At 63.4% G+C, this 25,620-nt stretch carries 27 protein-coding genes; 4 read left to right on the forward strand and 23 right to left on the reverse strand.

Going from position 1 to position 25,620, the window contains the following annotated elements:
* The first annotated feature begins 29 nt into the window (after positions 1 to 29).
* Positions 30 to 1,265, forward strand: a complete 1,236-nt coding sequence (locus tag BLW08_RS20675) for a heparan-alpha-glucosaminide N-acetyltransferase domain-containing protein (RefSeq protein WP_091327746.1) — start codon at positions 30 to 32, stop codon at positions 1,263 to 1,265.
* Here the strand turns inward: BLW08_RS20675 and BLW08_RS20680 are convergent.
* Genes BLW08_RS20680 through BLW08_RS20720 form a run of 9 tightly spaced genes read right to left on the reverse strand, consistent with a single transcriptional unit; the run spans position 1,241 to position 8,829 of the window.
* Positions 1,241 to 1,729 carry a hypothetical protein gene (locus BLW08_RS20680; protein WP_090822468.1) on the reverse strand — a complete coding sequence of 163 codons (489 nt, stop codon included), beginning with the start codon at positions 1,727 to 1,729 and terminating at the stop codon, positions 1,241 to 1,243. The two genes, BLW08_RS20675 and BLW08_RS20680, sit on opposite strands and share 25 nt — an antisense overlap.
* 4 nt (positions 1,730 to 1,733) lie before the next feature.
* A complete protein-coding gene (dapB, locus tag BLW08_RS20685; protein WP_091327749.1) occupies positions 1,734 to 2,492 on the reverse strand; it encodes a 4-hydroxy-tetrahydrodipicolinate reductase in 759 nt (252 codons plus the stop codon).
* A 51-nt stretch (positions 2,493 to 2,543) separates the two neighbouring features.
* Positions 2,544 to 2,999 (reverse strand): molybdenum cofactor biosynthesis protein MoaE, encoded by a 456-nt coding sequence (locus BLW08_RS20690; RefSeq protein WP_090822465.1) that lies wholly within the window; start codon positions 2,997 to 2,999, stop codon positions 2,544 to 2,546.
* Positions 2,989 to 3,492: a MogA/MoaB family molybdenum cofactor biosynthesis protein gene (locus BLW08_RS20695; protein WP_090822463.1), complete on the reverse strand. Its 504-nt coding sequence runs from the start codon at positions 3,490 to 3,492 to the stop codon at positions 2,989 to 2,991. Before BLW08_RS20695 ends, BLW08_RS20690 begins: the two co-directional genes overlap by 11 nt.
* Positions 3,489 to 4,019, reverse strand: coding sequence for a cyclic pyranopterin monophosphate synthase MoaC (gene moaC, locus BLW08_RS20700; RefSeq protein WP_091327753.1), 531 nt, complete (start codon positions 4,017 to 4,019; stop codon positions 3,489 to 3,491). Before moaC ends, BLW08_RS20695 begins: the two co-directional genes overlap by 4 nt.
* Entirely contained in the window at positions 4,007 to 5,233 is a 1,227-nt protein-coding gene (gene glp / locus BLW08_RS20705; RefSeq protein ID WP_091327755.1) for a molybdopterin molybdotransferase MoeA, read from the reverse strand. Before glp ends, moaC begins: the two co-directional genes overlap by 13 nt.
* Before the next feature lie 56 nt (positions 5,234 to 5,289).
* Positions 5,290 to 6,879 carry a molybdopterin-dependent oxidoreductase gene (locus tag BLW08_RS20710; protein WP_091327757.1) on the reverse strand — a complete coding sequence of 530 codons (1,590 nt, stop codon included), beginning with the start codon at positions 6,877 to 6,879 and terminating at the stop codon, positions 5,290 to 5,292.
* Positions 6,876 to 8,105: a sensor histidine kinase gene (locus BLW08_RS20715; protein ID WP_090822455.1), complete on the reverse strand. Its 1,230-nt coding sequence runs from the start codon at positions 8,103 to 8,105 to the stop codon at positions 6,876 to 6,878. Before BLW08_RS20715 ends, BLW08_RS20710 begins: the two co-directional genes overlap by 4 nt.
* Complete coding sequence (locus BLW08_RS20720) at positions 8,092 to 8,829, reverse strand: response regulator transcription factor (RefSeq protein WP_090822453.1); 738 nt, start codon at positions 8,827 to 8,829, stop codon at positions 8,092 to 8,094. The genes BLW08_RS20715 and BLW08_RS20720 overlap by 14 nt, the downstream gene beginning before the upstream one ends.
* 134 nt (positions 8,830 to 8,963) lie before the next feature.
* Here BLW08_RS20720 and moaA point away from each other — a divergent pair, with 134 nt between their 5' ends.
* Positions 8,964 to 10,091 carry a GTP 3',8-cyclase MoaA gene (gene moaA, locus BLW08_RS20725; protein ID WP_175538785.1) on the forward strand — a complete coding sequence of 376 codons (1,128 nt, stop codon included), beginning with the start codon at positions 8,964 to 8,966 and terminating at the stop codon, positions 10,089 to 10,091.
* Positions 10,092 to 10,095: 4 nt separating this feature from the next.
* Positions 10,096 to 10,362, forward strand: a complete 267-nt coding sequence (locus BLW08_RS20730; RefSeq protein ID WP_091327763.1) for a MoaD/ThiS family protein — start codon at positions 10,096 to 10,098, stop codon at positions 10,360 to 10,362.
* 13 nt (positions 10,363 to 10,375) lie between these two features.
* Here the strand turns inward: BLW08_RS20730 and BLW08_RS20735 are convergent, their stop codons facing one another.
* The 8 genes from BLW08_RS20735 to truB all read right to left on the reverse strand — a co-directional run bounded on the left by BLW08_RS20735 (position 10,376) and on the right by truB (position 18,083).
* A complete protein-coding gene (locus BLW08_RS20735; protein ID WP_091327765.1) occupies positions 10,376 to 10,837 on the reverse strand; it encodes a DUF1579 family protein in 462 nt (153 codons plus the stop codon).
* Positions 10,838 to 10,928: 91 nt separating this feature from the next.
* A complete protein-coding gene (locus BLW08_RS20740) occupies positions 10,929 to 12,272 on the reverse strand; it encodes a M16 family metallopeptidase (RefSeq protein ID WP_090822448.1) in 1,344 nt (447 codons plus the stop codon).
* Positions 12,273 to 12,353: 81 nt separating this feature from the next.
* Positions 12,354 to 14,606, reverse strand: coding sequence for a polyribonucleotide nucleotidyltransferase (locus BLW08_RS20745; RefSeq protein WP_090822446.1), 2,253 nt, complete (start codon positions 14,604 to 14,606; stop codon positions 12,354 to 12,356).
* A gap of 241 nt (positions 14,607 to 14,847) precedes the next feature.
* Complete coding sequence (gene rpsO, locus BLW08_RS20750; RefSeq protein WP_091327768.1) at positions 14,848 to 15,117, reverse strand: 30S ribosomal protein S15; 270 nt, start codon at positions 15,115 to 15,117, stop codon at positions 14,848 to 14,850.
* Positions 15,118 to 15,277: 160 nt separating this feature from the next.
* Complete coding sequence (locus tag BLW08_RS20755; protein ID WP_090822444.1) at positions 15,278 to 16,261, reverse strand: bifunctional riboflavin kinase/FAD synthetase; 984 nt, start codon at positions 16,259 to 16,261, stop codon at positions 15,278 to 15,280.
* Positions 16,262 to 16,349: 88 nt separating this feature from the next.
* Positions 16,350 to 16,802 carry a hypothetical protein gene (locus tag BLW08_RS20760; RefSeq protein ID WP_091327770.1) on the reverse strand — a complete coding sequence of 151 codons (453 nt, stop codon included), beginning with the start codon at positions 16,800 to 16,802 and terminating at the stop codon, positions 16,350 to 16,352.
* Between the two features lies 1 nt (position 16,803).
* Positions 16,804 to 17,157: a hypothetical protein gene (locus BLW08_RS20765; protein WP_091327773.1), complete on the reverse strand. Its 354-nt coding sequence runs from the start codon at positions 17,155 to 17,157 to the stop codon at positions 16,804 to 16,806.
* A gap of 2 nt (positions 17,158 to 17,159) precedes the next feature.
* Positions 17,160 to 18,083 carry a tRNA pseudouridine(55) synthase TruB gene (gene truB, locus BLW08_RS20770; protein ID WP_217639258.1) on the reverse strand — a complete coding sequence of 308 codons (924 nt, stop codon included), beginning with the start codon at positions 18,081 to 18,083 and terminating at the stop codon, positions 17,160 to 17,162.
* A 34-nt stretch (positions 18,084 to 18,117) separates the two neighbouring features.
* On the opposite strand from truB, the gene BLW08_RS20775 reads away from it, so the two are divergent.
* Entirely contained in the window at positions 18,118 to 19,272 is a 1,155-nt protein-coding gene (locus BLW08_RS20775) for a pyridoxal phosphate-dependent aminotransferase (RefSeq protein WP_175538786.1), read from the forward strand.
* A gap of 13 nt (positions 19,273 to 19,285) precedes the next feature.
* On the opposite strand, the gene BLW08_RS20780 is transcribed toward BLW08_RS20775, so the two are convergent.
* The 6 genes from BLW08_RS20780 to rimP form a co-directional block, all read right to left on the reverse strand.
* Positions 19,286 to 19,768 (reverse strand): nucleoside deaminase, encoded by a 483-nt coding sequence (locus BLW08_RS20780; RefSeq protein WP_254779992.1) that lies wholly within the window; start codon positions 19,766 to 19,768, stop codon positions 19,286 to 19,288.
* An 88-nt stretch (positions 19,769 to 19,856) separates the two neighbouring features.
* A complete protein-coding gene (gene rbfA, locus BLW08_RS20785; protein WP_090822434.1) occupies positions 19,857 to 20,360 on the reverse strand; it encodes a 30S ribosome-binding factor RbfA in 504 nt (167 codons plus the stop codon).
* A 77-nt stretch (positions 20,361 to 20,437) separates the two neighbouring features.
* Positions 20,438 to 23,284 (reverse strand): translation initiation factor IF-2, encoded by a 2,847-nt coding sequence (gene infB / locus BLW08_RS20790; RefSeq protein ID WP_090822433.1) that lies wholly within the window; start codon positions 23,282 to 23,284, stop codon positions 20,438 to 20,440.
* Positions 23,285 to 23,436: 152 nt separating this feature from the next.
* Entirely contained in the window at positions 23,437 to 23,778 is a 342-nt protein-coding gene (locus BLW08_RS20795; RefSeq protein WP_254779993.1) for a YlxR family protein, read from the reverse strand.
* Between the two features lie 196 nt (positions 23,779 to 23,974).
* The gene (gene nusA / locus BLW08_RS20800; protein ID WP_090822429.1) at positions 23,975 to 24,955 is read right to left on the reverse strand and encodes a transcription termination factor NusA; all 981 of its coding nucleotides are present in this window, start codon (positions 24,953 to 24,955) and stop codon (positions 23,975 to 23,977) included.
* Positions 24,955 to 25,566: a ribosome maturation factor RimP gene (rimP, locus tag BLW08_RS20805; RefSeq protein WP_090822427.1), complete on the reverse strand. Its 612-nt coding sequence runs from the start codon at positions 25,564 to 25,566 to the stop codon at positions 24,955 to 24,957. Before rimP ends, nusA begins: the two co-directional genes overlap by 1 nt.
* Positions 25,567 to 25,620: the final 54 nt, after the last annotated feature.

Consider the following 25,620-nt stretch of genomic DNA (forward strand, 5'->3'; position numbering starts at 1 on the left):
TTCACAGCGCCCTATGAGACGATCGCTGCATGACTTCGCAAGAGACGGCGCCTCCGCGGAAAGCACCAGGCGGCGGTTCGGTCTCCTCCCGGCTCAGGGGGATCGATGCCGCCAGGGGTGCGGCCTTGCTGGGCATGATGTCAACGCATCTGATGCCCACTTTCGGGCCTTCTCCGCAATGGGAGCCAACGTTCGTGGGATTGGTTTTTTCCGGCCGGTCCGCGGCGCTGTTCGCGGTTCTCGCCGGAATTGGACTGGCCCTCAGCACAGGAAAGCAGGAGCCCCGCAGCGGTGCAGACCTTTGGGCGGCCAGAGGCGGCGTCGCCATGCGCGCTTTGGTGATCGCCGTCGTCGGCCTCACCTTGGGAGGCCTGGACGTCAACGTAGCCGTGATCCTGGTGCACTACGCCGTACTGTTCCTCTGCGTCCTGCCATTCCTTGGCCTGCGCCTGAAGGCGCTCTGTTTCTGGGCACTCGGCTGGGTCCTGGTCTCGCCGGTGTTGGCGTACCTGATCCGACCGTTGCTGCTGGAGGCAAACCCTCCGCTCCAGCTGGGGCACAACCCGAACAGCGAGGATCTGGGAACACCCGTCCGTCTCCTGGCCGACCTCTTCTTCACCGGCTACTACCCCGTATTCCAGTGGATCTCCTACCTGTTATTCGGACTGGTCATGGGGCGTCTGGCACTGAAAACCATCAAGGTTCAGGTCCTGCTGTTGGCAGGCGGGACCGTTGTAGCCGTGGTGGCAAAGCTCGCCGGAGTCCTTGCCATGGAAGCGTGGGGCGGGCGGGCTGCCCTGGAGTCGCTCCCCACCACCCGTGGCTACCCTCTGGAGAGCATGCTCCAAGTTAACCTCACGGGGCTGGAACAAACAGGCTCGTGGTGGTGGCTGGCTACTGCAGCCCCACATGCGGGGACCACCCTGGATCTGCTGCACACCGGCGGCACAGCTGCGGGAGCGGTAGGTTTGTTCCTCTTGCTGGGCACCCTGGCTGAACGCATCAAGGTAAATTTCCTGATAGTACTCAGCGGGCCGGGTGCCATGACCTTGAGTCTCTATTCAGCCCATGTTTGGGTTGTCTCCGGGTTCACCGACAAGCCACTGCCCGCCGGCTGGACTGACGAAGGAATGTACTGGGCGCAGGCGCTCGCAGCCATTGTCATCGGCGTCCTCTTTGCCCTGCTCCGGCGGCGTGGTCCCCTTGAATGGGTAGCCCACACTGCGTCAAGGGTGGGCAGCTACCGGCCGGCAGTGGAGGGCTGATCGCGGAAAAGCTTGACGGCGTCGCGCATCGCCGCGCGGGCACGCTTGCGGTCTCCGGACGCGTCGTAGGCACAGCTCAGCCGGAACCAGGAGCGCCAATCCTCCGGCGCTGCCTCAGCTTCGGTGCGGTATTTCTCAAACTCGGCGTCCGCGGCCGCCCGGACAATGCGGCCGCCGGGGGTACGCGGGAGGGTGTCCTCCGGCAGCCCACCCTCGGCCTCAAGGACCTTGGCCATCTGTTCGGTCCGGGCACCAAAAAGCAGCTCGCGGATCAGGGCCCATGCGCCAACGATCGGCAGGACCAGGTAAGCCGCTCCAATGCCCTTGGCTACCAGGTTGGGGTCACCGAGCAAAAGGAACGAGCGCTGCACCGACACCACCAGGTACAGCACCAACAGCAAGGTGATGGCACCCACCCAGATCTTGGTGCGGTTCTTCTTGAGTGAAGTCCAGAAATGTCCCACGTTCCTAGAGCCCCAAGTCCAGGTAGCCGTCCAAGCCCACAGTCAGGCCAGGATTGGCTGCAACCTTCCGCAGTCCAAGGAGGACACCGGGCATGAAGGAGGCGCGGTCGAAGGAATCGTGGCGCAATGTCAGCTGTTCGCCAGGCCCGCCAAAGAGTACTTCCTGGTGGGCCACCAGTCCGCGCAGGCGGACGCTGTGTACACGGACGCCGTCCACATCGCAGCCTCGGGCGCCGTCCAACGACGTTTCCGTGGCGTCCGGGCTGGCGGGGACACCGGCCTCCTGCCGGGCTTCAGCGATCAGCTGCGCCGTGCGCACAGCAGTTCCAGAAGGTGCATCCACCTTGTTGGGGTGGTGCAGCTCGATGATTTCCACCGACTCGAAGTACTGCGAGGCTTTGGCAGCGAAAGCGGAAGCCAGCACCGACCCCAGGGCAAAGTTCGGGGCAATGAGCACCCCTGTTTCCGGGTTCCCTTCCAACAGCGCACGCAGGGAATCCAGCCTGTCGGTGTTCCACCCGGTGGTGCCTACGACGGCGTGGATGCCGTGCTCAACAGCGAACCGGACGTTGGTCTCGGTGATGTCAGGAACGGTGAGATCAACAACATACTTTGCACCGGCGTCGAGCAGTTTTTCCAGGGAATCGCCGCGGCCCAAGGCGGCTACGAGCTTCATGTCCTCGGCTGCTTCAACAGCCTTAACGGCTTCAATTCCCATGCGCCCGTTGGCGCCCAGCACTGCAACAGCAAGTTGTTCGGTCATGCCTTTAACCCTACCGCCGGGCCACGCCCCGGCAGGAACCGTGACTCCGGCCTACTCCCCTGCGCCGACCCATTCCACAGTGCCGTCGCTGAAGAACTGTTCCTTCCAAATAGGGACCTGCGCCTTGACCCTGTCCACGAGTTCCGAGCAAACAGCGAACGCCTGGCCGCGATGGGCAGCTGCCACAGCACACACCAGCGCAGGATCACCGATCTCCAGCATTCCGATGCGGTGGGCGGCCCAGATCCGGACCGGCTGGCTGGCTTCGCCGGAGTGCTCAGCGACCAACGCGGCCACCACATCCGACATGACCTGATGCGCTGTGGGATGCGCGCTGTAACTCAACCGGTCCACGGCCTTGCCGCCATCGTGGTTCCGCACGACGCCGCTGAAGCTCACAACAGCCCCGGCAGTGTCTGATTCAACAGCCTGGATGGCTTGGTCCACAGAAATTGGCTCGGCACTGAGGACAGCGCTGACAACTTCGAAGTCTGTTTCAGTGCCCATGACTTCCTTCCAATTGTTCACAGAGATGTCCGATCACAGGGTCCAGGACAGCCAGCCCGTCCATGACGCCTTTGGGGGACCCCGGGAGGTTGATGATGAACGTCTTTCCAGCAGCTCCGGCGTGGCCACGGCTCAACATGGCCATGGGGGTCTTGGCGGTGCCGGCACGCCGGATGCCCTCCATGATGCCCGGTATTTCGCGATCGAGGAGCGGCAGCGTCATCTCCGGCGTTCGGTCATCCGGGCTGAGGCCCGTTCCCCCGCTGGTGATGACCACGGCGGGTTGCTGCGTCAGCAGTGCCCTCAGGGCAGCTCCCACCGGTTCGCCATCCGGCACCACCATGGTGGGGAAAGTATCGAAGCCGTGCTCGTTGAGCCAATCGAGGATGATCGGGCCAGTCTCATCGGCGTAGACGCCTGCCGCGGCCCGGGTGGACGCAATAACGACGCCGGCCTGCCGGGGCCCATGCGCGTTCGGCTCGCACGCGCTCATGCGCCGGCCTCCTCTGGCATGGTTTCGCCGGTCAGTGCCCAGTCCCCGCTTTTCCCGCCGCTTTTGGCCAGCACCCGGATGTCGGTCAACACGGCATGCTTGTCCACGGCCTTGATCATGTCATAGACGCTGAGGGCCGCTACCGACGCTGCCGTCAGTGCTTCCATTTCGACGCCTGTGACGCCCCGGGTTTTCACGGTGGCCAGGACTCCTACCGAGTCGACGCCCAGTTCGAAATCAACGGTGACCTTGGAGATCGGCAATGGGTGGCAGAGCGGAATCAGCTCCGGAGTCTTCTTTGCCGCCATGATCCCCGCGACCCGCGCAACGGCGAGCGCATCGCCCTTGGGCAGCTCACCCGCGCCCAGCAGGGCCAGCACGGTGGGCGTGCTGCGGACGGTTGCGGTGGCAGTGGCTTCGCGGCTGGTGACGGCTTTGTCAGAGACATCCACCATCTGCGCGGTGCCATCCTGCCTGAGGTGGGTCAGGCCACTGGAAGTTTCTGGAGTTTGGTTCACAGCATCCATACTTCCACTTCAGCTCCCCCGGCGAGTTCCGTGACGCCGCTGGGGATCTGGACCAGGGCGTTGGCGCGGGCCAAAGCGTGGACCAGGTGCGAGCCGGCTCCACCTTCCATGCGCAGGATGCCGTCGACACCGAGGCTGCCCCGGCGTACTTGGTGCTTCCCATCGGGCGACGTCAGGGGTTCGTCAAGACGGGCGGTGTGAATGGGCCGGGGCGCGGGAGCCCCGTACACCTGCGAAAGGGCAGGCCTCAGGAACATCTCGAAGGAAACGAGGCAGCTCACGGGATTTCCGGGAAAACCAAGGAACGGCACGTCGTTGAAGGTGCCCAAACCCTGCGGGCCGCCGGGTTGCATTGCCACTGGCAGGAAATCGACCGGATGGCCGGACATGGCCTGGCGGACCACTTCGTAGGCGCCTTTGCTCACTCCCCCGGTGGTCACAATGACGTCAACGGGGCTCTCCGCGTCCCGGGTGTAACGGTGCAGTACTTCAAGGAGGCTGGCGGGATCGTCATCGGAAATGCCCGTCCGGAGCACGTCGAGGCCAGCCTGGCGCATGGAGGCTTCAAGGAGCGTTCCGTTGGAATCGTAGATTTTGCCGGGCGTCAGTTCGTGCCCGGGCTCCACTACCTCGTCCCCGGTGGTGACCAAGAGGACACGGATGGATTCCCGGACTGCGACGTCAGTCAGACCGAGGGCAGCCAACAGGCCGAGCTGTGCCGGTCCAAGGAGAGTCCCGGCGGCCAGTGCCCGTACGCCCTCTTCGATGTCGCTGCCCCGGTTCCGTACGTAGGTACCGGGAGCGACGGCGGGAAGATCTACCACCGCGTCCCTGGCTGTGGCGGCCGGGAAAGAGTCGGGAGTCGCCTTCTCGATGGGAACGACGGCATCGGCCCCCTCCGGAATCATGGCTCCAGTCATAATAGGGGCGGCGAAGCCGGCTTTCAGCTCTGCCGGCAGGCTACCTGCGGCAACTGGCGCCGCCACCCGGAGCTCCGCACCGGCGTCGGGAATGTCTGCTGAGCGCACGGCAAAGCCGTCCATCTGGGAATTGGCGAACGGCGGCAGGGAGACGGGCGCGTCAAGGTCGACGGCGAGTACACGCCCCAGCGCTTCGAGCAAAGGCAGGTGGACAGTGCCCTTGGCGGCCATCGCAGTGGTGAGCAGTTCCACCACGGCCTGGCGATGGGCTGCAACAGATCGGGGCACGGACATCCTCCTGTGGATACGTTTGCTTCCGGGAAAAATCCGGACGTACCCAGAGTAGGTCCTCAGCCCACCTTGACGCTGATGGTGTGGTAGCCCGTTGCGCCATCAGGGGCTACCGGGGCCTTGTCCTCGGTCTGTGGTTGGCCGGTGGAGTCGGTGGCCCGGACCTGGATTTCGTAGTCACCGGAGCTGAGGTCCAGGCCGAGCTGCCACTGGTACCAGGTGTCTGTGGAGATGGGGCTTGCGAGCGTGGCCTGCTGCCATGGTCCGCGGTTGACCCGAAGTTCCACTCGGGTGATGCCCCTGTGCTGGGCCCACGCCACGCCACCGAATTGCACTGTGCCGGCCTGGACGGTCCGCCCATTGCGGGGCACGTCGATCCGGGACTGCGTTTTGATGGGCCCATGGTCGCTCCAGCCTCGGGGAGTCCAGTAAGCGACGTCGTCCGCGAAGCGCGTCACTTTCAGTTCCGTGAGCCATTTGGTGGCCGAGACGAAACCGTAGAGTCCCGGCACGATCATCCGGACGGGGAAGCCGTGTTCCAGTGGCAGCGGTTCACCGTTCATGCCTATCGCCAGGAGTGCGTCCCTGTCGTCCGCCAGGGCTTCCAGCGGCGTACTGGCCGTCCAGCCGTCATTACTGGTGGACAACACCATGTCAGCGCCTGCCTGCGGCCGTGCCATGGCCAGGAGTTCCCGCACAGGCCAACCGAGCCACCGTGCATTGCCGATGAGGTCGCCACCGACGTTGTTGGACACGCAGGCGATGGTGATGTGCCGCTCCGTCATGGGCTTGGCGAGGAGGGTGGCGAAGTCAAGTTCGATCTCCTGCTCCACCATTCCGGTGACTTTGAGCTTCCAGGCAGGCGGGTCTATTGCAGGAACCGTCAGGGCGGTATCAATCCTGTAGAAATCGGCATTCGGAGTTACCAAGGGGCTGATGCCGTCCAGAGCAAGGGAGGCACCCGCGGGGATGGCCTGCGGCGCTGCGGACGGTGCCGGGAGTGTCATGGAACCCCGGAACCCAGACGCCACAGCAGTTGCCCGGGTGAGGACAACGGTGACTGTTCCTGCAACCACAGCCGCGATGGAGGTTCCCGCGATGGCATTGAGGAAACTCCGTCTGGCCAGGGGCGCAGGTTCGCCATCCTGCTGCGGGGGCCTGCCATGGGACGGCGCCCAGGTGGTCAGCCGGCGGATCAGTGCCCGCAACAGCAACATGGTGACCACTGCCGCCGCGATCGGTGCGAGCGCCGCTTGCGGACCGGCCTGCGCACGGGTCACGACGGCGGTCAGCCCTGCGGCGCCTGCCAAGCCGGCGAGTACCAGCCCCCACCCGGTCCGGCGACGCTCCAGAACGCCGGCTATGGCCGCGAGGAAGCCCGCGACGACTCCGATGGAAGCAATCAACACGATCTTGTCGGCCGTACCAAACAACTGCACTGCCAGGTCCTTGACCCCCGGCGGCACCGCATCGATCACAGCTCCTCCCAAGGCTGTCACCGGCGACACCAGCGGGCTCAGGAGACCAGCGATGAGCTCTCCCGCCGCGATTCCGGCCGCCCCGGCGGCCAGGCCGGAGCCGGCTGCCCAGAGAGCGGGCCTGCCCATGGTTCGCCGCGTTGTGGCCACATTGCGTACAGGCGTGCTCATGATGTGCCTCCGTGGCGGTCATCGGCTAAAGCAGGCGGGAGGCTTTCTCCCGGCAGGGAAGACGGCGGGAGCAATCCAGCCGGCAGTGACAGCGCAAAGCGGCATCCGGCGTCGACGTTGTTCACGGTGACCCACCCGCCGTGGGCCTTGACGATGCCCGCCACCATGCTGAGTCCGATTCCGGCGCCGCTGTAACTGCCCTGCAGCCCTTCCGCGGTGCCGCGCGCGGGATCCTTCTGCCACCCCGTCTGGAACAAGTGTGGAAGGTCCTCGTCAGGGATACCTCCGCAGTGGTCCTGGACGGCAACGACGGCGTTCCCGTTGTCGCGGCCGACGCTGACGTGGACCTCAGTATCAGGACGGCTGTAAATAATGGCGTTCAGCAGGATGTTCCGGACGGCACGTGCCAGGCTTGGCCCATCGGCGACGGCCATGCATTCGCGGTCCCCGCCGCCGTCGAGCCTTATTCCGCGCTTCGAGGCCAAAGGGGCAAGGTCCGCCAAAGCATCGCTGACGAGGTCGTACAGATCCAAAGGTTCAGCGCGAAGGCGGAGACTGCCTGCCTGGATCTTGGACAGTTCCAAGAGGTCGTTGACCATGGCCGTCATCTGTTCTGTCTGGCCGATGATCTTCCGGTAGTAGCCGGGAACATCCGATGCCATGCCATCCTCAAGTGCTTCGGTCATGGCGCGCATGCTGGCAAGGGGTGTGCGGAGGTCGTGCGAAATCCAGGACACGAGTTCGCGCCGCGCCGTCTCGATGGCGGCTTCCCGTTCCCTGGACTCGGCAAGGCTCCGGCTGCTTGCCTCAAGCTCCTGGGCAAGTTCAGCCAGTTCGGAGGTCATGGCGGGAGCGCTCCCCCGCCCCTCACCAACCCCACTGTCCAAGGTTTCACCCCGGCCAAGCCGCCGGGCCGCGTCCACCAATCGGGCCGCGTTCCGGGAGACACCGGCACCGAGCATGAGGGACAAGGCGACGGCCACCACGGAGGCCATGGCCAGGATGTACCACATGACCTCCAGGTCCCTGGCGGAGATGAACATGGCATTGAAGGCACTGACCATGCCCGCCACCAAGACAGCAACCGTGGCCACCACTACCAGGCAGATTTGGGCAAGCACCGAGGCGCGGCGAAGCAGCCGGAGGAGCAGCAAGGTGGTGGCGCCGATGAGGACAGCCCAGAACAGGACCCAGGCGAGGATGGTCCAGAGTTCACTGCTTTCCATGCCCACCTCCTGTGTCATCGAAGCGGTACCCAACGCCCCAGACAGTTTTGATCAGTTGGGGCTTGGTGGGGTTGCTTTCGATCTTCTCCCTCAAACGACGGACGTGGACCGTGACAGTGGAGAGATCGCCGAAGTCCCAACCCCACACTGCCTTGATGAGTTCCTCCCGGCTGAAGACCTGGTTGGGCCTGCGCATCAGAAACGCGAGGAGATCGAACTCGCGGACCGTGAGAGCCAGGTGGGATCCGCCGTGGGTGACCGTCCGGGACCCGGGGTCAAGTTCAAGGCCAGCGGCTTCAACGGGTGGCTCAGGGGCGAACTCCTTGACGCTCCTGCGCAGTACAGATTTGACCCGGAGCACCAGCTCCCGGGGCGAGAAGGGCTTGGTGACGTAGTCATCCGCTCCCATTTCCAACCCCAGGATCCGGTCGTCCTCGGTACCCAGCGCCGTGACCATGATGATGGGCACGCTCATGGTCAGCCTCAAGCGCCTGCACACTTCAACGCCGTCCAGTCCCGGCAACATACGGTCCAGGATCACCAAGTCGGGCCGACGTGACGCTGCGACGCTGAGGGCAGAGAAGCCATCCCCCGCCATATCCACTTGGAATCCTGCCTTCAGCAGGTAGTCACGGACCACATCGGCAATGGTCTGCTCGTCCTCCACCAGGAGTATGCGGCGGTTCCCGGGCTCCGCGAATGATGATGCCGTATGTGTGGTCACGCTTTCAGCATAGGTTTGTGGACGGCGTTGAGCACCCGATCCTGGCGCCGGGGGCTCAAGTGTATGGAATCCGTAAGAAGTGTATGACTGTAACTGGTGTCACTGATCCGGACACTGTGGCGTAGCCTGATTTTATGAGTGTTCAGCTTGGCATGCCGGTGCCCCCTTCGGGCAGCACTGTAGGTGGCGTCGGGGTACCGCCCCCGCGTCCTGCGGACACGCCCGCAGGACTGTGGGACCGTTACGGCCGGCGGGCCACGGACATGCGGCTCTCCTTGACGGACAAATGCAACCTGCGCTGCACCTACTGCATGCCGGCCGAGGGACTGGAATGGTTATCCAAGCAGGCCGTGATGACCAAGGATGAAATCATCCGCATTGTGCGCCTTGGCGTGACATCCCTGGGTGTGCGGGAACTTCGCCTCACCGGTGGCGAGCCATTGGTCCGCGCTGACCTCGTGGATATCATTTCCGGCATTCGAAGCAACCACCCGGAGCTCCCCATCTCCATGACCACCAACGGCGTGGGGTTGGACAAGAAGGCGGCCGCACTGAAGGCCGCAGGCTTGACCCGGATCAACGTCTCACTGGACTCGCTGCACGAGGAGACGTTCACCAAGCTCACACGCCGCCCGTTCCTGGATCGCGTGCTGGCGGGAGTTGATGCCGCTTGGGCAGCCGGACTGGGACCGGTGAAACTGAACGCCGTGCTGATGCGTGGCATCAACGATGCCGAATCACCGGACCTTCTGGCGTGGGCGTTGGGCCGCGGCTACGAACTGCGCTTCATCGAACAGATGCCCTTGGACGCCGATCATGGGTGGACCCGGCGCAACATGATCACGGCAGCAGAAATCCGCGGCCTTCTGTCCCGCGACTACGTCCTCGGCGCGGATTCCCGTGATCGCGACGGCGCCCCCGCGGAGCGCTTTGAAGTACGACGCCGGGACCCGGCAACCGATGCTGCCACCGGTCCGGTCCTCGGTACAGTCGGCATCATCGCCTCGGTGACCGAGCCCTTCTGCTCCGACTGCCTTAGAACGCGTATTACCGCAGAGGGCAAGATCATGAGCTGTCTGTTTTCCCGCGAAGAATTCGATCTTTTGGGCCTGCTGCGCGAAGGGGCCACGGACGACCAACTTGCCCAGCGGTGGCAGGATGCCATGTGGATCAAGCCCAAGGCACACGGCATGGACCACACCGGTCTCGGCGCAGCGGACTTCGTCCAGCCGGACCGCAGCATGAGCGCAATCGGAGGCTGAACCCTTGCTTGTCCGTTACTTCGCCGCCGCACGCTCGGCGGCAGGAGTCGAAGAAGAAGTCCATCATTTGCCGGAAGGGACCAGCCTGGAGGCGCTGCTGGAAGCTGCCCTCGCCGTCGAACGTCCACAGCCTCCCGAAGGCACGCCGTCTCTGGCCCGCATTGTTGCCCGCAGCAGTTTTCTCCGTAACGAGGTGGCGGTTCGCGACCACAAAGCCCCGCTTGGCCCGCAGGACGTCATCGATGTCCTGCCCCCGTTCGCCGGAGGTTAGGACCAGTCCGTGTTCAGACTTTCCGGAAGACGCTTTTCAGCAAGGGACTGAAGTCAGACGTGCCTTCAAGCCGCAAGTCGGCCGTGTGCACCAGTACTCCATCTTCGACGCGGAACGTATGCCTGGCTACCCCGTCGCCTGTTCGCCGGTCCAGGGTCAACGTGCCCGCACTCCATGACCCGCGGACGGGACTGGCTGGCGGCCGTCCCATGCTGTCCACGTAATACCAGAGCGTGTCACCATGATCGCGATCAACAGTGAACATACCGTGCCCCTCAAAATGTGCGCCGTCAGGTTCCCGGTGCCGATAGCTCTGAACTACGGCGTAGCCGCCGGCCGCTTTGGAAAAGACCACCTCAGCTTCAGCTGTCCTGGCGTTTCCCCACGGGGACGCGGCAATTTCCGTGATGCCCCGCCAATGGCCAATGAAGTCTTGCAACATCTCAGCAGCTTGGCCGTTTGAGGGCAAATCCATCACGTCTCCAAAGTCATCAGGGCAGCATCATCACCGTGTGATCATGCTGCCCTGTTCACAGTGCGTGAGTCCAGAGATTGTGGACGGGAACCTAGAGGCCGAAAGTCTCGGTTTCCTCGAACGGTCCGACGACGGTGATGGTGCGGGGCGCCTCTGCGAGCTCGCGGGCCAAATCCTGCACTTCCTCCACCGTGACAGCCTGAATCCGGGCAAGAGTCTGGTCAATGTCCTGGAATTCCCCGGATACGAGTTCTGCCCGGCCCAGCCGTGACATCCGCGAGCCCGTGTCCTCAAGGGCAAGGACGATTCCCCCGCTGAGTTGGCCCACGGCCTTCCTGAGCTCTTCTTCCGTGATGCCGTCCTTGGCCAGCTTCTCCAGCTCCGCGCCAAGGAGGTCAAGCACCTGCCGGACCTTGGAAGGGGTGCATCCGGCATACATGCCGAAGTATCCGGCGTCAGCGTAGGCGGCGGTGAAAGAGTACGTGGAGTACACCAGGCCCCGCTTCTCACGGATCTCCTGAAACAGCCTGGAGGACATACCTCCACCGAGAACGGCGTTGAGAACGCTCATCACAAAGCGGCGGTCGTCGGTGGCCACAATCGTGGGGCAACCCATAATGATGTTCGCCTGCTCCACCGGGCGTTTGACAACGTGGAGGCCCGCAGTCCCGGTGATGACCGCCCGTTCGGTCCCACGGCGCTTGACGGGGGCCGCATCAGCATCCAACTGCCAGCCGGCAGACTTCAGGGCATCAAGAACCAGCTCGCAGACGACGTCATGGTCCAAGCCACCCGCCGCGGTGATGACAAGTTCTTCCGGACGGTAGTACCGCTGGTAGTGCTCCCATACGGAGTCCCTGGCTACAGCCTTGATGGCACCGGGAGTTCCGCCAATGGGGCGGGCCAATGGGTGCTTGCCCAGCACGGCTTCGACGAATTTCTCATGCGCTACGTCCGTGGGGTCATCGCTGTCCATGGCGATTTCTTCAAGGATGACGTCGCGTTCCTGCTCCAGCTCGGCGGGGTCAAGGACCGCACCCGTGATCATGTCGGCAATGACATCTATGGCCATGGGAAGGTCCGTGTCCAGGACCCTTGCGAAGTAGCACGTGCTTTCCTTGGCCGTCGCGGCATTGGATTCGCCGCCTACTTCGTCGAAGGCGGACGCGATCTCCAGGGCCGTGCGCTTCTTGGTGCCCTTGAACAGCAAATGCTCAAGGAAGTGTGTGGAACCATGCTGGCCGTCCGCCTCATCGCGCGAACCCACTGCCACCCAGAAACCAATGGTGGCCGAGCGCTGGCCAGGCATAGCCTCGGTCAGGACGCGTACGCCGCCCGGAAGGACGGAGCGGCGCACCACGGAACCGCCTTCGGCACCATGGATCAATTCGCCACCCGGAAGGGTCTGCTCCAGCGGCAAGGGTACGACAGTCATTAAGGCCTTTCAGGTTAAGGCCGGAAGGGCCGGTGGAGCTTTTTCAAGCCCACCGGCCCCGCCGGGTGTACTGCTTACAGACTACTCTGCGGACGCTTCTGCGGCCTCGGCCGGAGCATCCTCGGAGGCTGCGCCTTCTTCCTCGGCAACAACCGGGGAGAGGGAGAGCTTTCCGCGGTCATCGATCTTGGTGATCTCGACCTGGACCTTCTGGCCCACGGAGACGACGTCATCAACGTTATCCACACGCTTGCCGTTGGCCAGCTTGCGGAGCTCGGAGATGTGCAGCAGGCCGTCCTTGCCCGGGGTCAAGGAAACGAAGGCGCCGAAGGTGGTGGTCTTGACGACCGTACCCAAGTAGCGCTCACCGATTTCCGGAACCTGCGGGTTGGCGATGGCGTTGATCGCGGAACGTGCTGCATCAGCAGACGGGCCGTTGGTGGCGCCGATGTAGACCGTGCCGTCATCTTCGATGGAGATGTCCGCGCCAGTGTCTTCCTGGATCTGGTTGATCATCTTGCCCTTGGGGCCGATGACCTCGCCGATTTTGTCAACGGGGATCTTGACGGCGATGACGCGGGGTGCGAACTCGGAGAGCTCGTCCGGGGTGTCGATCGCTGCGTTGATGACCTCGAGGATGTGGAGGCGGGCTTCGCGGGCCTGCTTCAGGGCTGCTGCCAGTACCGAAGCGGGGATGCCGTCCAGCTTGGTGTCCAGCTGGATGGCCGTAACGAACTCGGAAGTACCGGCTACCTTGAAGTCCATGTCGCCGAAAGCATCTTCGGCGCCGAGGATGTCGGTGAGGGCGGCGTAGCGGGTCTGACCGTCAACCTGGTCGGAAACCAGGCCCATGGCGATACCGGCAACGGCGGCCTTCAGCGGCACACCAGCGTTGAGCATGGAGAGCGTCGAAGCACAGACCGAACCCATGGACGTCGAACCGTTGGATCCGAGGGCTTCGGATACCTGGCGGATGGCGTACGGGAACTCTTCGCGGGTGGGCAGAACCGGAACCAGTGCGCGCTCTGCGAGAGCACCGTGGCCGATTTCGCGGCGCTTCGGGGAACCGACGCGGCCCGTCTCACCGGTGGAGTACGGCGGGAAGTTGTAGTTGTGCATGTAGCGCTTGCGCGTTACCGGCGACAACGAGTCGATCTGCTGTTCCATCTTGAGCATGTTCAGCGTGGTGACGCCCATGATCTGGGTTTCGCCGCGTTCGAAGATTGCGGAACCGTGAACGCGGGGCAGAACCTCTACCTCGGCGGTCAGCTGGCGGATATCGGTCAGGCCACGGCCGTCGATGCGGACCTGGTCCTTGAGGATGCGCTGGCGGACAACGTGCTTGGTGACCGAGCGGAAAGCTGCGGACAGTTCCTTTTCGCGGCCTTCGAACTGGCCGGCAAGTGCACCAAGAACCTCGTCCTTGAGCTCGTCTGAGGCGTTGTCGCGGTCCTGCTTGTCAGCGATCTGGAAGACAGCGGCCAGCTTGTCAGCGGCAGCGGCTTCAACAGCGGCGTAGACGTCATCCTGGTAATCGAGGAAGACCGGGAATTCGACAGTCGGCTTGGCCGCGCGTGCTGCCAGGTCTGCCTGAGCTTCGCACAGAGCCTTGATGAACGGCTTGGCAGCCTCGAGGCCCTCGGAAACAACCTCTTCGGTAGGAGCGGTTGCGCCCTGTTCCTTGATGAGGTTCCAGGAGTTGTCCGTGGCTTCGGCTTCAACCATCATGATGGCGACATCGTCACCAGCAATGCGGCCGGCAACAACCATGTTGAACACGGCGTTCTCCAGCTGGGAGTGCTTGGGGAAGGCAACCCACTGCGAACCCTGCTCATCGGCGATGAGGGCGACGCGAACGCCACCGATCGGGCCGGAGAACGGGAGGCCGGAGAGCTGGGTGGACATCGAGGACGCGTTGATGGCGACGACGTCGTAGAGCTCATCCGGGTTGATCGCCAGAACGGTGACGACGATCTGGACTTCGTTGCGCAGGCCCTTGACGAATGCAGGACGCAGCGGACGGTCCATGAGGCGGCAAGCCAGGATGGCTTCCGTGGACGGGCGGCCTTCGCGGCGGAAGAACGAGCCCGGGATACGTCCGGCAGCGTACATACGCTCTTCGACATCAACCGTCAGCGGGAAGAAGTCGAAACCTTCGCGCGGCTGCTTGCCTGCGGTGGTTGCTGAGAGCAGCGCGGTGTCTTCGTCGATGTAGACCATCGAGGCGCCGGCTGCCTGCTTGGCGAGGCGACCGGTTTCGAAGCGAATGACACGCTTGCCAAAACGGCCGTTGTCGATGATGGCTTCGGAGAACTGGATTTCGGGACCCTCCATAGAGAGTCACCTCCGTTTCTGTTAGCGGAAGTCCACCGCATCAACCCAGGCCTCTTCTTTTTTCCTGGCCTGTACGACACCCGGTCATCGATCGAGATCCACGGGCGTCATCACCACAGATGACCTTCCCGGGAATCACTACCGAGGACCGCGAATGCGCGATGCGGTTGATTCCTGTTTTTAGTTGTTGGTGAAGAAGGCGGCCCGTTCCGGTTAGGAGCGGGCCGCCCCTAAAGGCAGACTAGCGGCGCAGGCCGAGACGCTCGATGAGCGCACGGTAGCGGGCAATGTCAGTGTTCTTCAGGTAGGAAAGCATGCGCTTGCGACGACCAACCATGGCCAGCAAACCGCGCTGGGTGTGGAAGTCGTGCCTGTGCTCCTTCATGTGCTCAGTCAGATCCTTGATCCGCTGGGTCAGGACTGCAACCTGGACCTCGGGCGAACCGGTGTCGCCTTCAGAGGTTGCGTATTCCTTGATGATGGACTGCTTTACAGCGGCGTCAAGTGCCACGTGAACTCCTAGAGTTGTGCCGTGCCTCCCGGTGCAGCGCCTCGCTGACGGGTTGCCCTTGGTACGTTGCCGCACACAAAAACAGGTCCAGCCGCCACGGACTGCAGCCGGATCCACTCATCAGTTTACCGGCAGGTCAGCGGTGTTGTCGAAAACGCCCTTAGCGCCCGGCCAGGAGCTCGTGTGCTTGGGCTACGTCCAAGCACATTTGTTCGACCAATGCCTCCGGTCCCCGGTAAGCCACCATGCCACGGAGCCGTTGCGTGAATTCGACAGCGACGGTCTGGCCGTAGAGATCGAAGTCCTCTACGTTCTCCTCGGGGCGGTCGATCACATGCGCCTCCACCTGTCGGCTCACGCCATCGAAAGTGGGGTTGGAACCAACAGAGATGGCTGCGGGCCAGCGGGTACCGGACTGATCGATCAACCATCCCGCGTAGATGCCATCCGCGGGAACATACCCCGTGGAGTCATGGGAAAGATTTGCTGTTGGGAAGCCAAGATCGCGTCCGCGGGCAGCGCCATGGACCACTTCGCCCCGCATGCGGTGAGGTCGGCCAAGCACGGCAGCCGCAGTCACCACGTCACCTTCGGACAAGGCTTCCCGCACCCAGGTGGAAGAACAGCGGCGGTCGGTGTCGCCGTCGTCGTGAACCGGGAAGCCTCCCGCCCCATACTCGTTGACTACCTGCACACCGAAGCCGAGTTCTTCACCCAACTCCTGCATGGTGACTACATCCCCAACATTCCCGGCACCAAAACGGAGATCGTGGCCTACAACCACGTGTGCCGCGTGGAGTCCTTCAAGGAGAACGCCGCGGACAAACTCACCAGGTGTCATGGCCGCGAGGTCAAGGGTGTACTTCATGACCAGCACGGCATCGACGCCGGTCTCCGCCAGGGCATCGAGTTTGTCCTCCAGCCCCATGATCAGCTCTGGAGCGGACTCCGGCCGGTGAACCTGGGCAGGATGCGGATCAAAGGTCACGGCGACTGACGGAATGTTGTGCCGCTTGGCGGTATCGGTCAGTTGCTCGAGGACATGCTGGTGGCCGCGATGAACGCCGTCAAAGTTCCCTAGGGTAACGACAGCAGGTCCGAAGTCCTGGGGGACTTCAGTGGGATCGTTCCAGATGTGGACCATCAACCTCGCCTTTTACTGCAGATATTCGTTCCGCCCGGCAGCCTTCCGGCGCCGGAACATTCTAAGGTTACCCGCAAGGGCAGTGGGCTCAGGACGGCCGGCGCTTGTTGAGCCACAGGAGTCCCAGAATCGGGAGGACCAGCGGCACGAAGCCATAACCCCGCCCGAACAAGGACCACACGGTGTCGTGCGGGAACGCCACAGGATCAAAGAGGCTGATCGCTCCCACCACCAGCACACCTACAAGCTCCGTGAGCACTGCGGCTACGGAGACCTTGAACCAGGTGCGGCCCGGCTTTGCCAGGGAAATGGTGGCCACGATGTAGACGACGGCGGCGAACGCGGACAGGATGTGCGCCAGCGGGGCTTCGGCGAACTTGGTGGCGATCTGGTAGCCGGCGCGAGCGGTCGCCGACAACGCGAAGACGGCGTACACGGCGATGAGAAGGCGTCCCGGACCCGTGTTCCGGGTGTCCTTCTGCTGCTGCCGCTGGCTCGCAGAGTTTGTCTCGGTTCCAGTCACGTTGTGTTCTTCCTTCATGTCAGTACCAGATCTGGTTCATGCGGGCACCCATCACAAGCACCGTGACACCCACGGCCGCGAGGACGAAATTGCTCCAGCGGGTTCGTTCAAGAATGGCCCAATAGACTGCCCCCAACGGGATCATCAGCGCCGTGATCAAATAGCCCCAGAATTCCCACGCTTCACCGGCAATCTGTTCGCCCAAGGCTACGCGCACAATCGAACCCACCAAGTACACCACCAGCACCAGCTCAACGGCGAGCACGGAGAAGATGGTGGGATCGTTGGGGGCCTTCTTCATGATTCCAGCCACAACGCACATGATGGTGGACACCAATCCAACAATCAGGATGGCGTAGAAGTATCCGTCCATGCCTACTTCGCCTGACCTGTCCCGGTTCCAGGCGCAAAGACCAGCACCGGCTTCGCAAAGCTCCCGGAGTCAGCCAGCAGAGCTACCAACTCTCCCGACGGCGCGAAGGCCGCTGCGGGATTCTCGGCCGTCGCGGCCTCCGGGGTCCCTGTGCCCGGGCCGGCAGCGATTCTGCGGCCGAAGGAGATTTCCGTGGTTTCTTCCTCGCTCAGTTCCCGGTTGGGCATGAGAGCACGGGCGGCGAGGGACATTTCCAGGACTTCAAGCTCCTCCGCCAACTCTTCCAGGGTGCGGGCCTGGTCCAAGGAGTAGGGGCCCACCTTGGTCCTGCGGAGTGCCGTCAGATGACCTCCGACGCCCAAATCCTTGCCGAGGTCGCGTGCCAGAGCCCTGATGTACGTTCCGGAAGAACATTCCACGGTGACATCAACGTCAACCACCCGTCCGGCGTCGATCCTTTTGATGCCGTGGATATCGAAGCGGTGGATGGTCACCGGGCGGGCAGCGAGCTTGACCTCTTCTCCTGAGCGGACACGGGCATAGGAGCGTTCGCCGTTGACCTTGATGGCGCTGACACTGCTGGGCACCTGCTGGATGGGGCCGGTCAGCGCGGCAACACCGGCGGCGATGGCGTCGTCGGTGACATCCGCGGCGCTGCGGGCCTCCGTGACGTCGCCTTCGGCGTCATCGGTGATGGTGGTTTCGCCGAGCCTGATGGTGGCGGTATAGGTCTTTGACGTGCCAACAATGTAGGTCAGCAGGCGTGTTGCCTTGTTGATGCCGAGCACCAGAACGCCGGTAGCCATAGGATCCAGCGTCCCTGCGTGCCCCACTTTCCGGGTACCAGCCAGCCTCCGCATCCGGCCAACCACATCGTGGCTGGTCCATCCCTGCGGTTTGTCAACGATTACCAGTCCAGAAAGCACGCTTACCAGTATATGGGTGGCTAGGATGGCTCCCATGCCTGAGCTTGCCGCGCACGTCCGCGACGTCCCTGTGAACCAGATCCGTGAAATCACCGAGGCCGCCTGGGCGACCCCCGGTGCGATCGTCCTCAGCATCGGCGAGCCAGGGTTTGCCCTGCCGCGCCATATCCTCGACGCCGGAATTGCCTGCCTGGACAGGGATGAGACCAACTACACACCGAACGCCGGGATTCCCGCCCTTCGGGAAGCGTTCGCCGCCCGCTTCCGGGAACAGCAACAAGTGCAGATCGGCGCTGAGCGGGTGTACGTGGTGGACGGCGCCCAACAAGGCCTGCACTTTGCCATGAGCCTCCTCCTCTCCCCCGGTGACGAGATCCTCATCCCCAACCCCGGATACCCCACGTTTGCCATGACCAGCAGGCTCCTGCATGCTGTCCCGGTGCAGTATCCTCTCTACCCCGGGAACGATTTCCAGCCGCACATCGAAGACATCGAAGCACTCATCACGCCGCGAACCAAGGTCCTGATGCTGAACTCGCCCTCCAATCCCTTGGGTGCAGTCCTGAGCGGGGAATCCACGCGCCAACTGGTGGAACTGGCCGTCCGCCACGACCTCTGGATCATTTCAGACGAGTGCTACGAGGCTTTCACGTTCGATGTCCCGCACGTCAGTCCGGCCCGCTTCGACAGCGAGGTCCCCGGTGAGGCCCGTGTGTTCACTTCCCTCACGCTGTCCAAGACCTACGGACTCACGGGCCTTCGGATCGGGGCACTGATCTGTCCTCCCGGCATGGAGCAGAAGATGAACAACGTCATGGAGGCGATCGTTTCCTGCGTGGCCTCACCGTCACAGTACGCAGCGTTGGCGGCGCTGACCGGTCCCCAGGACTACGTTTCCAGTGCGCGGGAGCACTATCGCGGCAACCGGGACGTGGCGTCATCCGTGCTCGAAGCCAAGGGGATTCCGTTCCTCGGCGCGCAAGGAGCGTTCTATCTATGGGCCGACGTTTCGCACGTGAGTGGCGGGGACGTGCGGACTTGGGTGCGTAAGTTCCTGGCAGAGTCGGGCGTGTCGTTTGCCCCTGGCACGGCCTTCGGTTCGATTGGTGAGGGCTGGATCAGGATCGCCCTCTGTGGCAGCCAACAAGACCTGCTCGACGGCGTCAGCCGCCTCCCAGCCAAGGCTTAGGTTCCCGGTAGCTCTAGTAAGCCGTCCGGCGGACATGGTTCTTCCACGCCTCGAACGGGTCCTCGGAAGCGGCCAACTCAGCATGCTCCACGGGGAGAAGTTCAGGCCGGGTCCCTGCGAAGTATTCGTAGAACACTGCGTCATCGAAGCCTGCCCTGGCCGCGCCGTGCCGATCTGCAGCGAAGTAGACGTGCCCGATTCTGGCCCACAGGGTTGCCGAAAGGCATAGCGGGCACGGCTCGCAGCTTGCATAGAGCACGGCACCGCTGAGGTCGAACTTCTGTGTTGCCGACGCAGCCCGACGGATCGCCACCACTTCCGCATGCGCTGTGGGGTCGTGGTCCCGGGTCACCCGATTCACGCCCTCATGGACCGCTCCGTCCGCGGTGACCACGACGGCGCCGAAAGGGCCGCCGCCGTCGGAAACGTTCTGCACGGCCAGTTGAATGGCCAGGTTCAGGTATTCATCACGTTGCTGAGCACTGTGCGCCGACATGCTCCCGATCATAGCGAGTTTGAGTACAGCTAATGCCCCTAAGAAGTTTCCTTAGGGGCATTAGCTGTACAAAAACCCACAGAGAGGTTTAGCGGTTGGCGTCTTCGTCGACGTCGTCCTCGCCGGAGAGGTCAATGTCCTCTTCGTCGAAGTCGTCTTCGTCGATATCCTCGGCGGAGTCGCCCTTGTACGGGTCTGACTCGCCTGCGTGCTTGGCGCTGGCTGCCAGAGCAGCCACCTCGGCGTCACGACGCTTGGCTTCGCGGAGCAACTCCTCAAGGTTTGAGGCGTTGACCGGAATCTGGTCGGCGACGAACTCCAGCGTCGGGGTGAGCCGGACGGTGATGTTGCGGCCGACTTCCTGCCGCAGCACACCCTTGGCCTTTTCCAACGCCCGTGCAGCATCAGCGTGGGCTACCTCGTCACCGAAGACGGTGTAATAAATGGTGGCGTGCTGAAGGTCGTTGGTGACGCGGGCGTCGGTGACCGTGATGGACTCGACGCGCGGATCCTTGACCCGACGACCGAGGGCCTCAGCGACTACGACCTTAATCCGCTGTGCCAGCTTGGCAGCGCGTGCGGGATCAGCCATGACTTCCTCCTGGAAAGTAGAAACGGGGACGGAACGGGTCCGCCGGGGCTACCCGACGGACCCGTTCTAAACGGAACCTAGACGCGCGGCTTCTCGCGCATTTCGAAGGTCTCGATGATGTCGCCTTCAGTGATGTCGTTGAAGGAGCCAAGACCGATACCACACTCGAAGTCGGTACGGACTTCGGTGGCGTCATCCTTGAAGCGCTTGAGCGTCTCAACGGTGAGGTTGTCACCGATGACCTTACCGTCGCGGCTGACACGTGCCTTGGTGTTACGGCGGATGATGCCCGTGCGGACGATCGAGCCTGCGATGTTGCCGAACTTGGAGGAACGGAAGACTTCGCGGACCTCGGCAGTGCCGAGCTGGACTTCTTCGTACTCCGGCTTGAGCATGCCCTTGAGAGCCATCTCAATGTCATCGATTGCTGCGTAGATGACCGAGTAGAAGCGCATGTCGACGCCTTCACGGTCAGCCAGTTCAGCAACGCGCTCGGCCGGCTTGACGTTGAAGCCAATGATGATGGCGTTGTCCACCGTGGCCAGGTTGACGTCGTTCTGCGTGATGGCACCCACACCGCGGTGGATGACACGGAGCTGAACGTCGTCGTCTCCGACGTCGATCTTGAGCAAGGCGTCTTCGAGGGCTTCAACAGCACCGGATACGTCACCCTTGAGGATGAGGTTGAGGGTGTCGATCTTGCCTTCGGCAACGGCCTGGTCAAAGTCTTCCAGGCTGATGCGCTTGCGGCGCTTGGCCAGTGCGGCGTTGCGGTCGGCAGCTTCACGCTTCTCAGCGATCTGGCGGGCCGTACGCTCGTCAGGTGTCACCAGGAAGGTGTCACCTGCACGCGGCACGTTGGACAGGCCGAGGACCTGGACCGGGCGGGACGGCAGTGCGACATCGAGTGCCTCGCCGTTCTCGTCGAACATGGCGCGGACGCGGCCGTGAGCCGTACCGGCCACGATCGTGTCGCCCACTGCCAACGTTCCGGACTGAACCAGGACGGTGGCAACTGCACCGCGGCCCTTGTCCAGGTTCGCTTCGATGGCAATGCCTCGAGCGTCCTTGTCCGGGTTGGCGCGCAGGTCCAGGGCGGCGTCGGCCGTCAGCAGGACGGCGTCGATCAGTTCGTCGATATTGAGGTTCTGGCGGGCAGAGACCTCAACGAACATGGTGTCGCCACCGTATTCTTCCGGAACCAGGCCGTACTCGGTCAGCTGGCCCTTGACCTTGTCAGGGTTGGCGCCTTCCTTGTCGATCTTGTTCACTGCGACGACGATCGGCACGTTGGCTGCCTGTGCGTGGTTGAGTGCTTCCACCGTCTGCGGCATAACGCCGTCGTCGGCTGCAACAACCAGGATCGCGATGTCAGTGACCTTGGCACCACGTGCACGCATGGCCGTGAAGGCCTCGTGACCGGGGGTGTCAATGAAGGTGATGTCGCGGGCCGTGCCCTCGTGGACGTGGCTGATCTGGTAAGCACCGATGTGCTGGGTGATGCCACCGTGCTCGCCGGCCACAACGTTCGAGTTGCGGATGGCGTCCAACAGGCGGGTCTTACCGTGGTCAACGTGACCCATGACGGTAACAACCGGTGCGCGTGCCTCGAGAACGTCGTCACCTTCGGCGTCGAGTTCGTCCTGGATGTTGATGTCGAACTGATCCAGCAGCTCGCGCTCTTCATCCTCAGGGGAAACAACCTGGAGCTTGTAGCCAAGTTCGGCACCAAGCAGGCCAAAGGTGTCTTCGTCGAGGGACTGCGTTGCCGTCGCCATTTCACCGAGGTGGAACAGCACGGTCACCAGCGACGCGGGGTTTGCATCGATCTTCTCGGCAAAGTCCGTGATGGACGAGCCACGACGCAGGCGGATGATGGTCTCGCCGTCACCGCGGGGTACCGATACGCCGCCCAGCGACGGAGCACTCATCTGCTCCAATTCCTGGCGCTTTGCACGCTTCGACTTACGCTGCTTGCCACGACCGGCGCCGCCCTTGCCGAAGGCACCCTGGGTGCCACCGCGACCGCGGCCACCCTTGCCGAAGCCACCGCCGGCGGGAGCACCGCCACCGGTACCTGCACCAGGTGCGCCACCGGGACGACCGGGTCCGCCACCGGGACGGCCTGCGCCACCCGGACGGCCTGCGCCACCGGGAGCCGGACGCTCAGTGCGGTTGGGCATCATGCCCGGAGTAGGACGGTTTCCTGCACCGGGACCGCCAGCGGGACGCGGTGCGCCCGGACGAGGTGCACCGGGACGCGGAGCGCCCGGACGCGGACCGCCGGTACCGGCTGCGGGACGGGGACCGCCTGCACCAGCTGCGGGACGGGGGCCACCGGGACGTTCGCCGTCGTTACGGCGTTCGCCACGGGGCATGCCCTGTGACGGCGCGAACGGATTGTTACCCGGACGCGGCGGACGGTCTCCGTCGCCACCACGGCCACGGGGCATGCCCTGTGACGTAGCAAACGGGTTGTTGCCCGGACGGGGACCGCCGGGGCGAGGAGCCTGGCCGCCTTGACGCGCCGGAGCCGGAGTTTCTGCCTTGGGGGCAGGACGGGCGCCGGGCTTGGCCGAAACCGGGGTGGATGCCGCGGGAGCCACGGGGGCTGCCGGAGCAGGTGCTGCCGGGGCGGGAGCCGCCGGAGTTGCAGGCGCCGGCGCCGGAGCCTTCGGTGCTGCTGGTCCCGGAGCCGGGGCGGCGGGACGGGATGCTGCGGGAGCCTTGGGGGCTGCTGCGGGTGCGGGTGCCTTCGGAGCGCCGGCACCCGGGTAGGCGTCGCGAAGCTTCTTCACGACGGGGGCCTCAATGGTTGAAGAGGCAGAGCGAACGAATTCGCCCAATTCCTGCAGTTTTGTTACTGCATCTTTGGAAGTAATACCGAGCTCTTTGGCGAGCTCATGTACGCGGACCTTGGCCACATTTCTCCTGTCTCGGTCCGCACCGAGCCAGGCACGAACCGTCTACTTCTTACTGCGGGCCCCTGCCGCTAGCGCGACTGAAAGGCCCATTGCAGAGCGCAACAAAGTTGTCATCGTTACGCACTCATCGCTGGGAACTCATCGGGTTTCCATCAGTTTTCTGACCCGCTTTCAGGTTTGGACGGTTTTCCCGTGGCGGCCGTAGCCTCCACAAGTGGCGTGTCTGGCATCAGGTAGCGTTCGACGGCGCTGGTGTCGGCAGCACCCGCGAGGGCCCTGCCGAAAGCACGCCGCTTGATTGCCAATGCCAAGCACTTTTCGCTGGGGTGCAGCCACGCACCCCTGCCGGCCATCCGGCGTCGTTCATCCACCAGGACGGCGGACGAACCGCTGCCTTGGGCGACGAGCCGGACAAGCTCGGACCGGGAGCCTTGCTTCCGGCATCCGATGCACGTGCGAACAGGCCCAATGCCATGCTCAAGCAGTTCAGCCACGACGTGTCCAACCTGCCTTACGCTACTGGCGCCCGACGGGCCCCGGTCCTGCAAACGCAGCTGAGGCACGCCAAAGCGCGCGGATACCGGACGTAAGCCCGGTTCCATCTAGTCTAGCCCCCCGGCCCCGCACTCCCGAAACCGGATGTGCGGCCAGCGCGGCGGAAACCAGCGGCGCGAGCCGCCGGTTGAACCGCTATTCGGCCTTTGCCGGAGCGGCGTCGGAGACGATATCGATCCGCCAGCCGGTCAGCTTGGCCGCAAGCCGCGCGTTCTGGCCTTCTTTGCCGATTGCCAACGAAAGCTGGTAATCCGGCACTACTACGCGGGCCGAACGGGTTGCCTCGTCAGTGATAGTGACGGAATTCACTCGCGACGGCGACAATGAATTGGCGATGAAGGTCGCGGGGTCATCGCTGAAGTCGACGATATCGATCTTTTCGTCGTTGAGTTCGGTCATGACAGCGCGAACGCGCGAACCCATTTCACCGATGCAGGCACCCTTGGCATTGACGCCGGGAGTGTTCGCCTTGACGGCAATCTTGGTGCGGTGACCGGCCTCGCGGGCCAGTGCCACAATCTCCACGGAGTGGTCCGCGATTTCCGGGACCTCCATTTCGAACAGCTTGCGGACCAGGCCCGGGTGCGAACGGGACAGCGTAATGGAGGGACCCTTGGCACCGCGGTGTACGTCCACCACGAAAGCACGCAGGCGGCTTCCATGGAGGTACTTCTCGCCTGGAACCTGCTCGGGCGGCGGCAGCAAGGCCTCAACGGAACCCAGGTTGACCTGAATCATGTGGGGGTTGTTGCCCTGCTGGATCATGCCGGCCACGAGTTCGCCCTCGCGGCCCTTGAATTCGCCCAGCACATTGTCATCCTCAACGTCGCGAAGGCGCTGCAGGATGATCTGGCGTGCCGTGCTGGCCGCAATACGGCCAAATCCAGCGGGTGTGTCCTCGAACTCGCCGATGGGCTCGCCGTCGTCGTCGATTTCCGTGGCCCAGATGGTCACGTGACCGCTCTTGCGGTCCAACTCTGCGCGGGCCTTCTCGAAGGCGCCGGGAGTCTTGTGGTACGCCACCAGCAAGGCTTGCTCGATGGTGGGAATCAGGAGATCCAGCGGGATTTCACGCTCACGCTCCAGGAGTCTCAGTGCGCTCATGTCAATATCCATTAGGCCTCCTCGGAAGGTCCGTTGTGCTCGTCTGCCAGCGCAGCCTCATGGAGGTGGCTGAATTCAATCTCGACTTTTCCTTGGCGGATCCTGTCGAAAGGAATAGTGATGGGGTCGCCCTGCTTGGGCTTCATACCCTTCTTGACTTCATGTTCGGGGATGAGCGTCACGTCGTTGTCGCCCACCGAGGCGATCCGGCCCAGGAGGTTGTCGCCTTGAATGACGTTGACCCGGACCATGCGCCCGCGGGCCCGGTGCCAGTGCCGCGGTTCCGTCAAGGGACGGCCGACTCCCGGGGAGGAAACCTCAAGGTCATAGGGGCGGCCGTCATCGTGGGGATCGTTGTCCAGAATATCGGACAGCCCGCGGGAAACCTCGGCGATGGCGTCAAGGCTGACGCCGCCGGTCTCCTCCTGCGGAAGGTCCACAACGACGTGGACCGTCCGGTGCGAACCGGCAATGTGGATGGAAACATCCTCGAGGTAGAGCCTGCTGGCCAGGACGGCCGGTTCAAGCAGCGTCTTAAGCCTGCTCTCTTCCGGGTTGTGGATGGTGGCCGTTGAGTTCGAATCAGAACGGTCTGTTGAAGTCGTGGCTTCCGAGTCACTCACGTTGCCCGCCGCCTCCCGATAGATGTTGTTGTGACTACTAGCCTAACGATTTTC

It is taken from the genome of Arthrobacter sp. cf158 (assembly GCF_900106835.1).
GTDB lineage: Bacteria > Actinomycetota > Actinomycetes > Actinomycetales > Micrococcaceae > Arthrobacter.

Bases quoted from the DNA above. Each gene is read 5' to 3' on its own strand.
- moaC (WP_091327753.1), bottom strand. From the start codon at position 4,019: ATGGATGCTGTGAACCAAACTCCAGAAACTTCCAGTGGCCTGACCCAC.
- BLW08_RS20740 (WP_090822448.1), bottom strand. From the start codon at position 12,272: ATGACTGTCGTACCCTTGCCGCTGGAGCAGACCCTTCCGGGTGGCGAA.
- dapB (WP_091327749.1), bottom strand. From the start codon at position 2,492: ATGACCGAACAACTTGCTGTTGCAGTGCTGGGCGCCAACGGGCGCATG.
- moaA (WP_175538785.1), top strand. From the start codon at position 8,964: ATGAGTGTTCAGCTTGGCATGCCGGTGCCCCCTTCGGGCAGCACTGTA.
- BLW08_RS20715 (WP_090822455.1), bottom strand. From the start codon at position 8,105: ATGGAAAGCAGTGAACTCTGGACCATCCTCGCCTGGGTCCTGTTCTGG.
- BLW08_RS20775 (WP_175538786.1), top strand. From the start codon at position 18,118: ATGCCTGAGCTTGCCGCGCACGTCCGCGACGTCCCTGTGAACCAGATC.
- rbfA (WP_090822434.1), bottom strand. From the start codon at position 20,360: ATGGCTGATCCCGCACGCGCTGCCAAGCTGGCACAGCGGATTAAGGTC.
- BLW08_RS20765 (WP_091327773.1), bottom strand. From the start codon at position 17,157: ATGGACGGATACTTCTACGCCATCCTGATTGTTGGATTGGTGTCCACC.
- nusA (WP_090822429.1), bottom strand. From the start codon at position 24,955: ATGGATATTGACATGAGCGCACTGAGACTCCTGGAGCGTGAGCGTGAA.
- BLW08_RS20695 (WP_090822463.1), bottom strand. From the start codon at position 3,492: ATGAGCGCGTGCGAGCCGAACGCGCATGGGCCCCGGCAGGCCGGCGTC.
- BLW08_RS20760 (WP_091327770.1), bottom strand. From the start codon at position 16,802: ATGAAGGAAGAACACAACGTGACTGGAACCGAGACAAACTCTGCGAGC.
- BLW08_RS20745 (WP_090822446.1), bottom strand. From the start codon at position 14,606: ATGGAGGGTCCCGAAATCCAGTTCTCCGAAGCCATCATCGACAACGGC.
- BLW08_RS20690 (WP_090822465.1), bottom strand. From the start codon at position 2,999: ATGGGCACTGAAACAGACTTCGAAGTTGTCAGCGCTGTCCTCAGTGCC.
- BLW08_RS20780 (WP_254779992.1), bottom strand. From the start codon at position 19,768: ATGTCGGCGCACAGTGCTCAGCAACGTGATGAATACCTGAACCTGGCC.
- BLW08_RS20735 (WP_091327765.1), bottom strand. From the start codon at position 10,837: ATGGATTTGCCCTCAAACGGCCAAGCTGCTGAGATGTTGCAAGACTTC.
- BLW08_RS20675 (WP_091327746.1), top strand. From the start codon at position 30: ATGACTTCGCAAGAGACGGCGCCTCCGCGGAAAGCACCAGGCGGCGGT.
- BLW08_RS20710 (WP_091327757.1), bottom strand. From the start codon at position 6,879: ATGAGCACGCCTGTACGCAATGTGGCCACAACGCGGCGAACCATGGGC.
- BLW08_RS20755 (WP_090822444.1), bottom strand. From the start codon at position 16,261: ATGGTCCACATCTGGAACGATCCCACTGAAGTCCCCCAGGACTTCGGA.
- glp (WP_091327755.1), bottom strand. From the start codon at position 5,233: ATGTCCGTGCCCCGATCTGTTGCAGCCCATCGCCAGGCCGTGGTGGAA.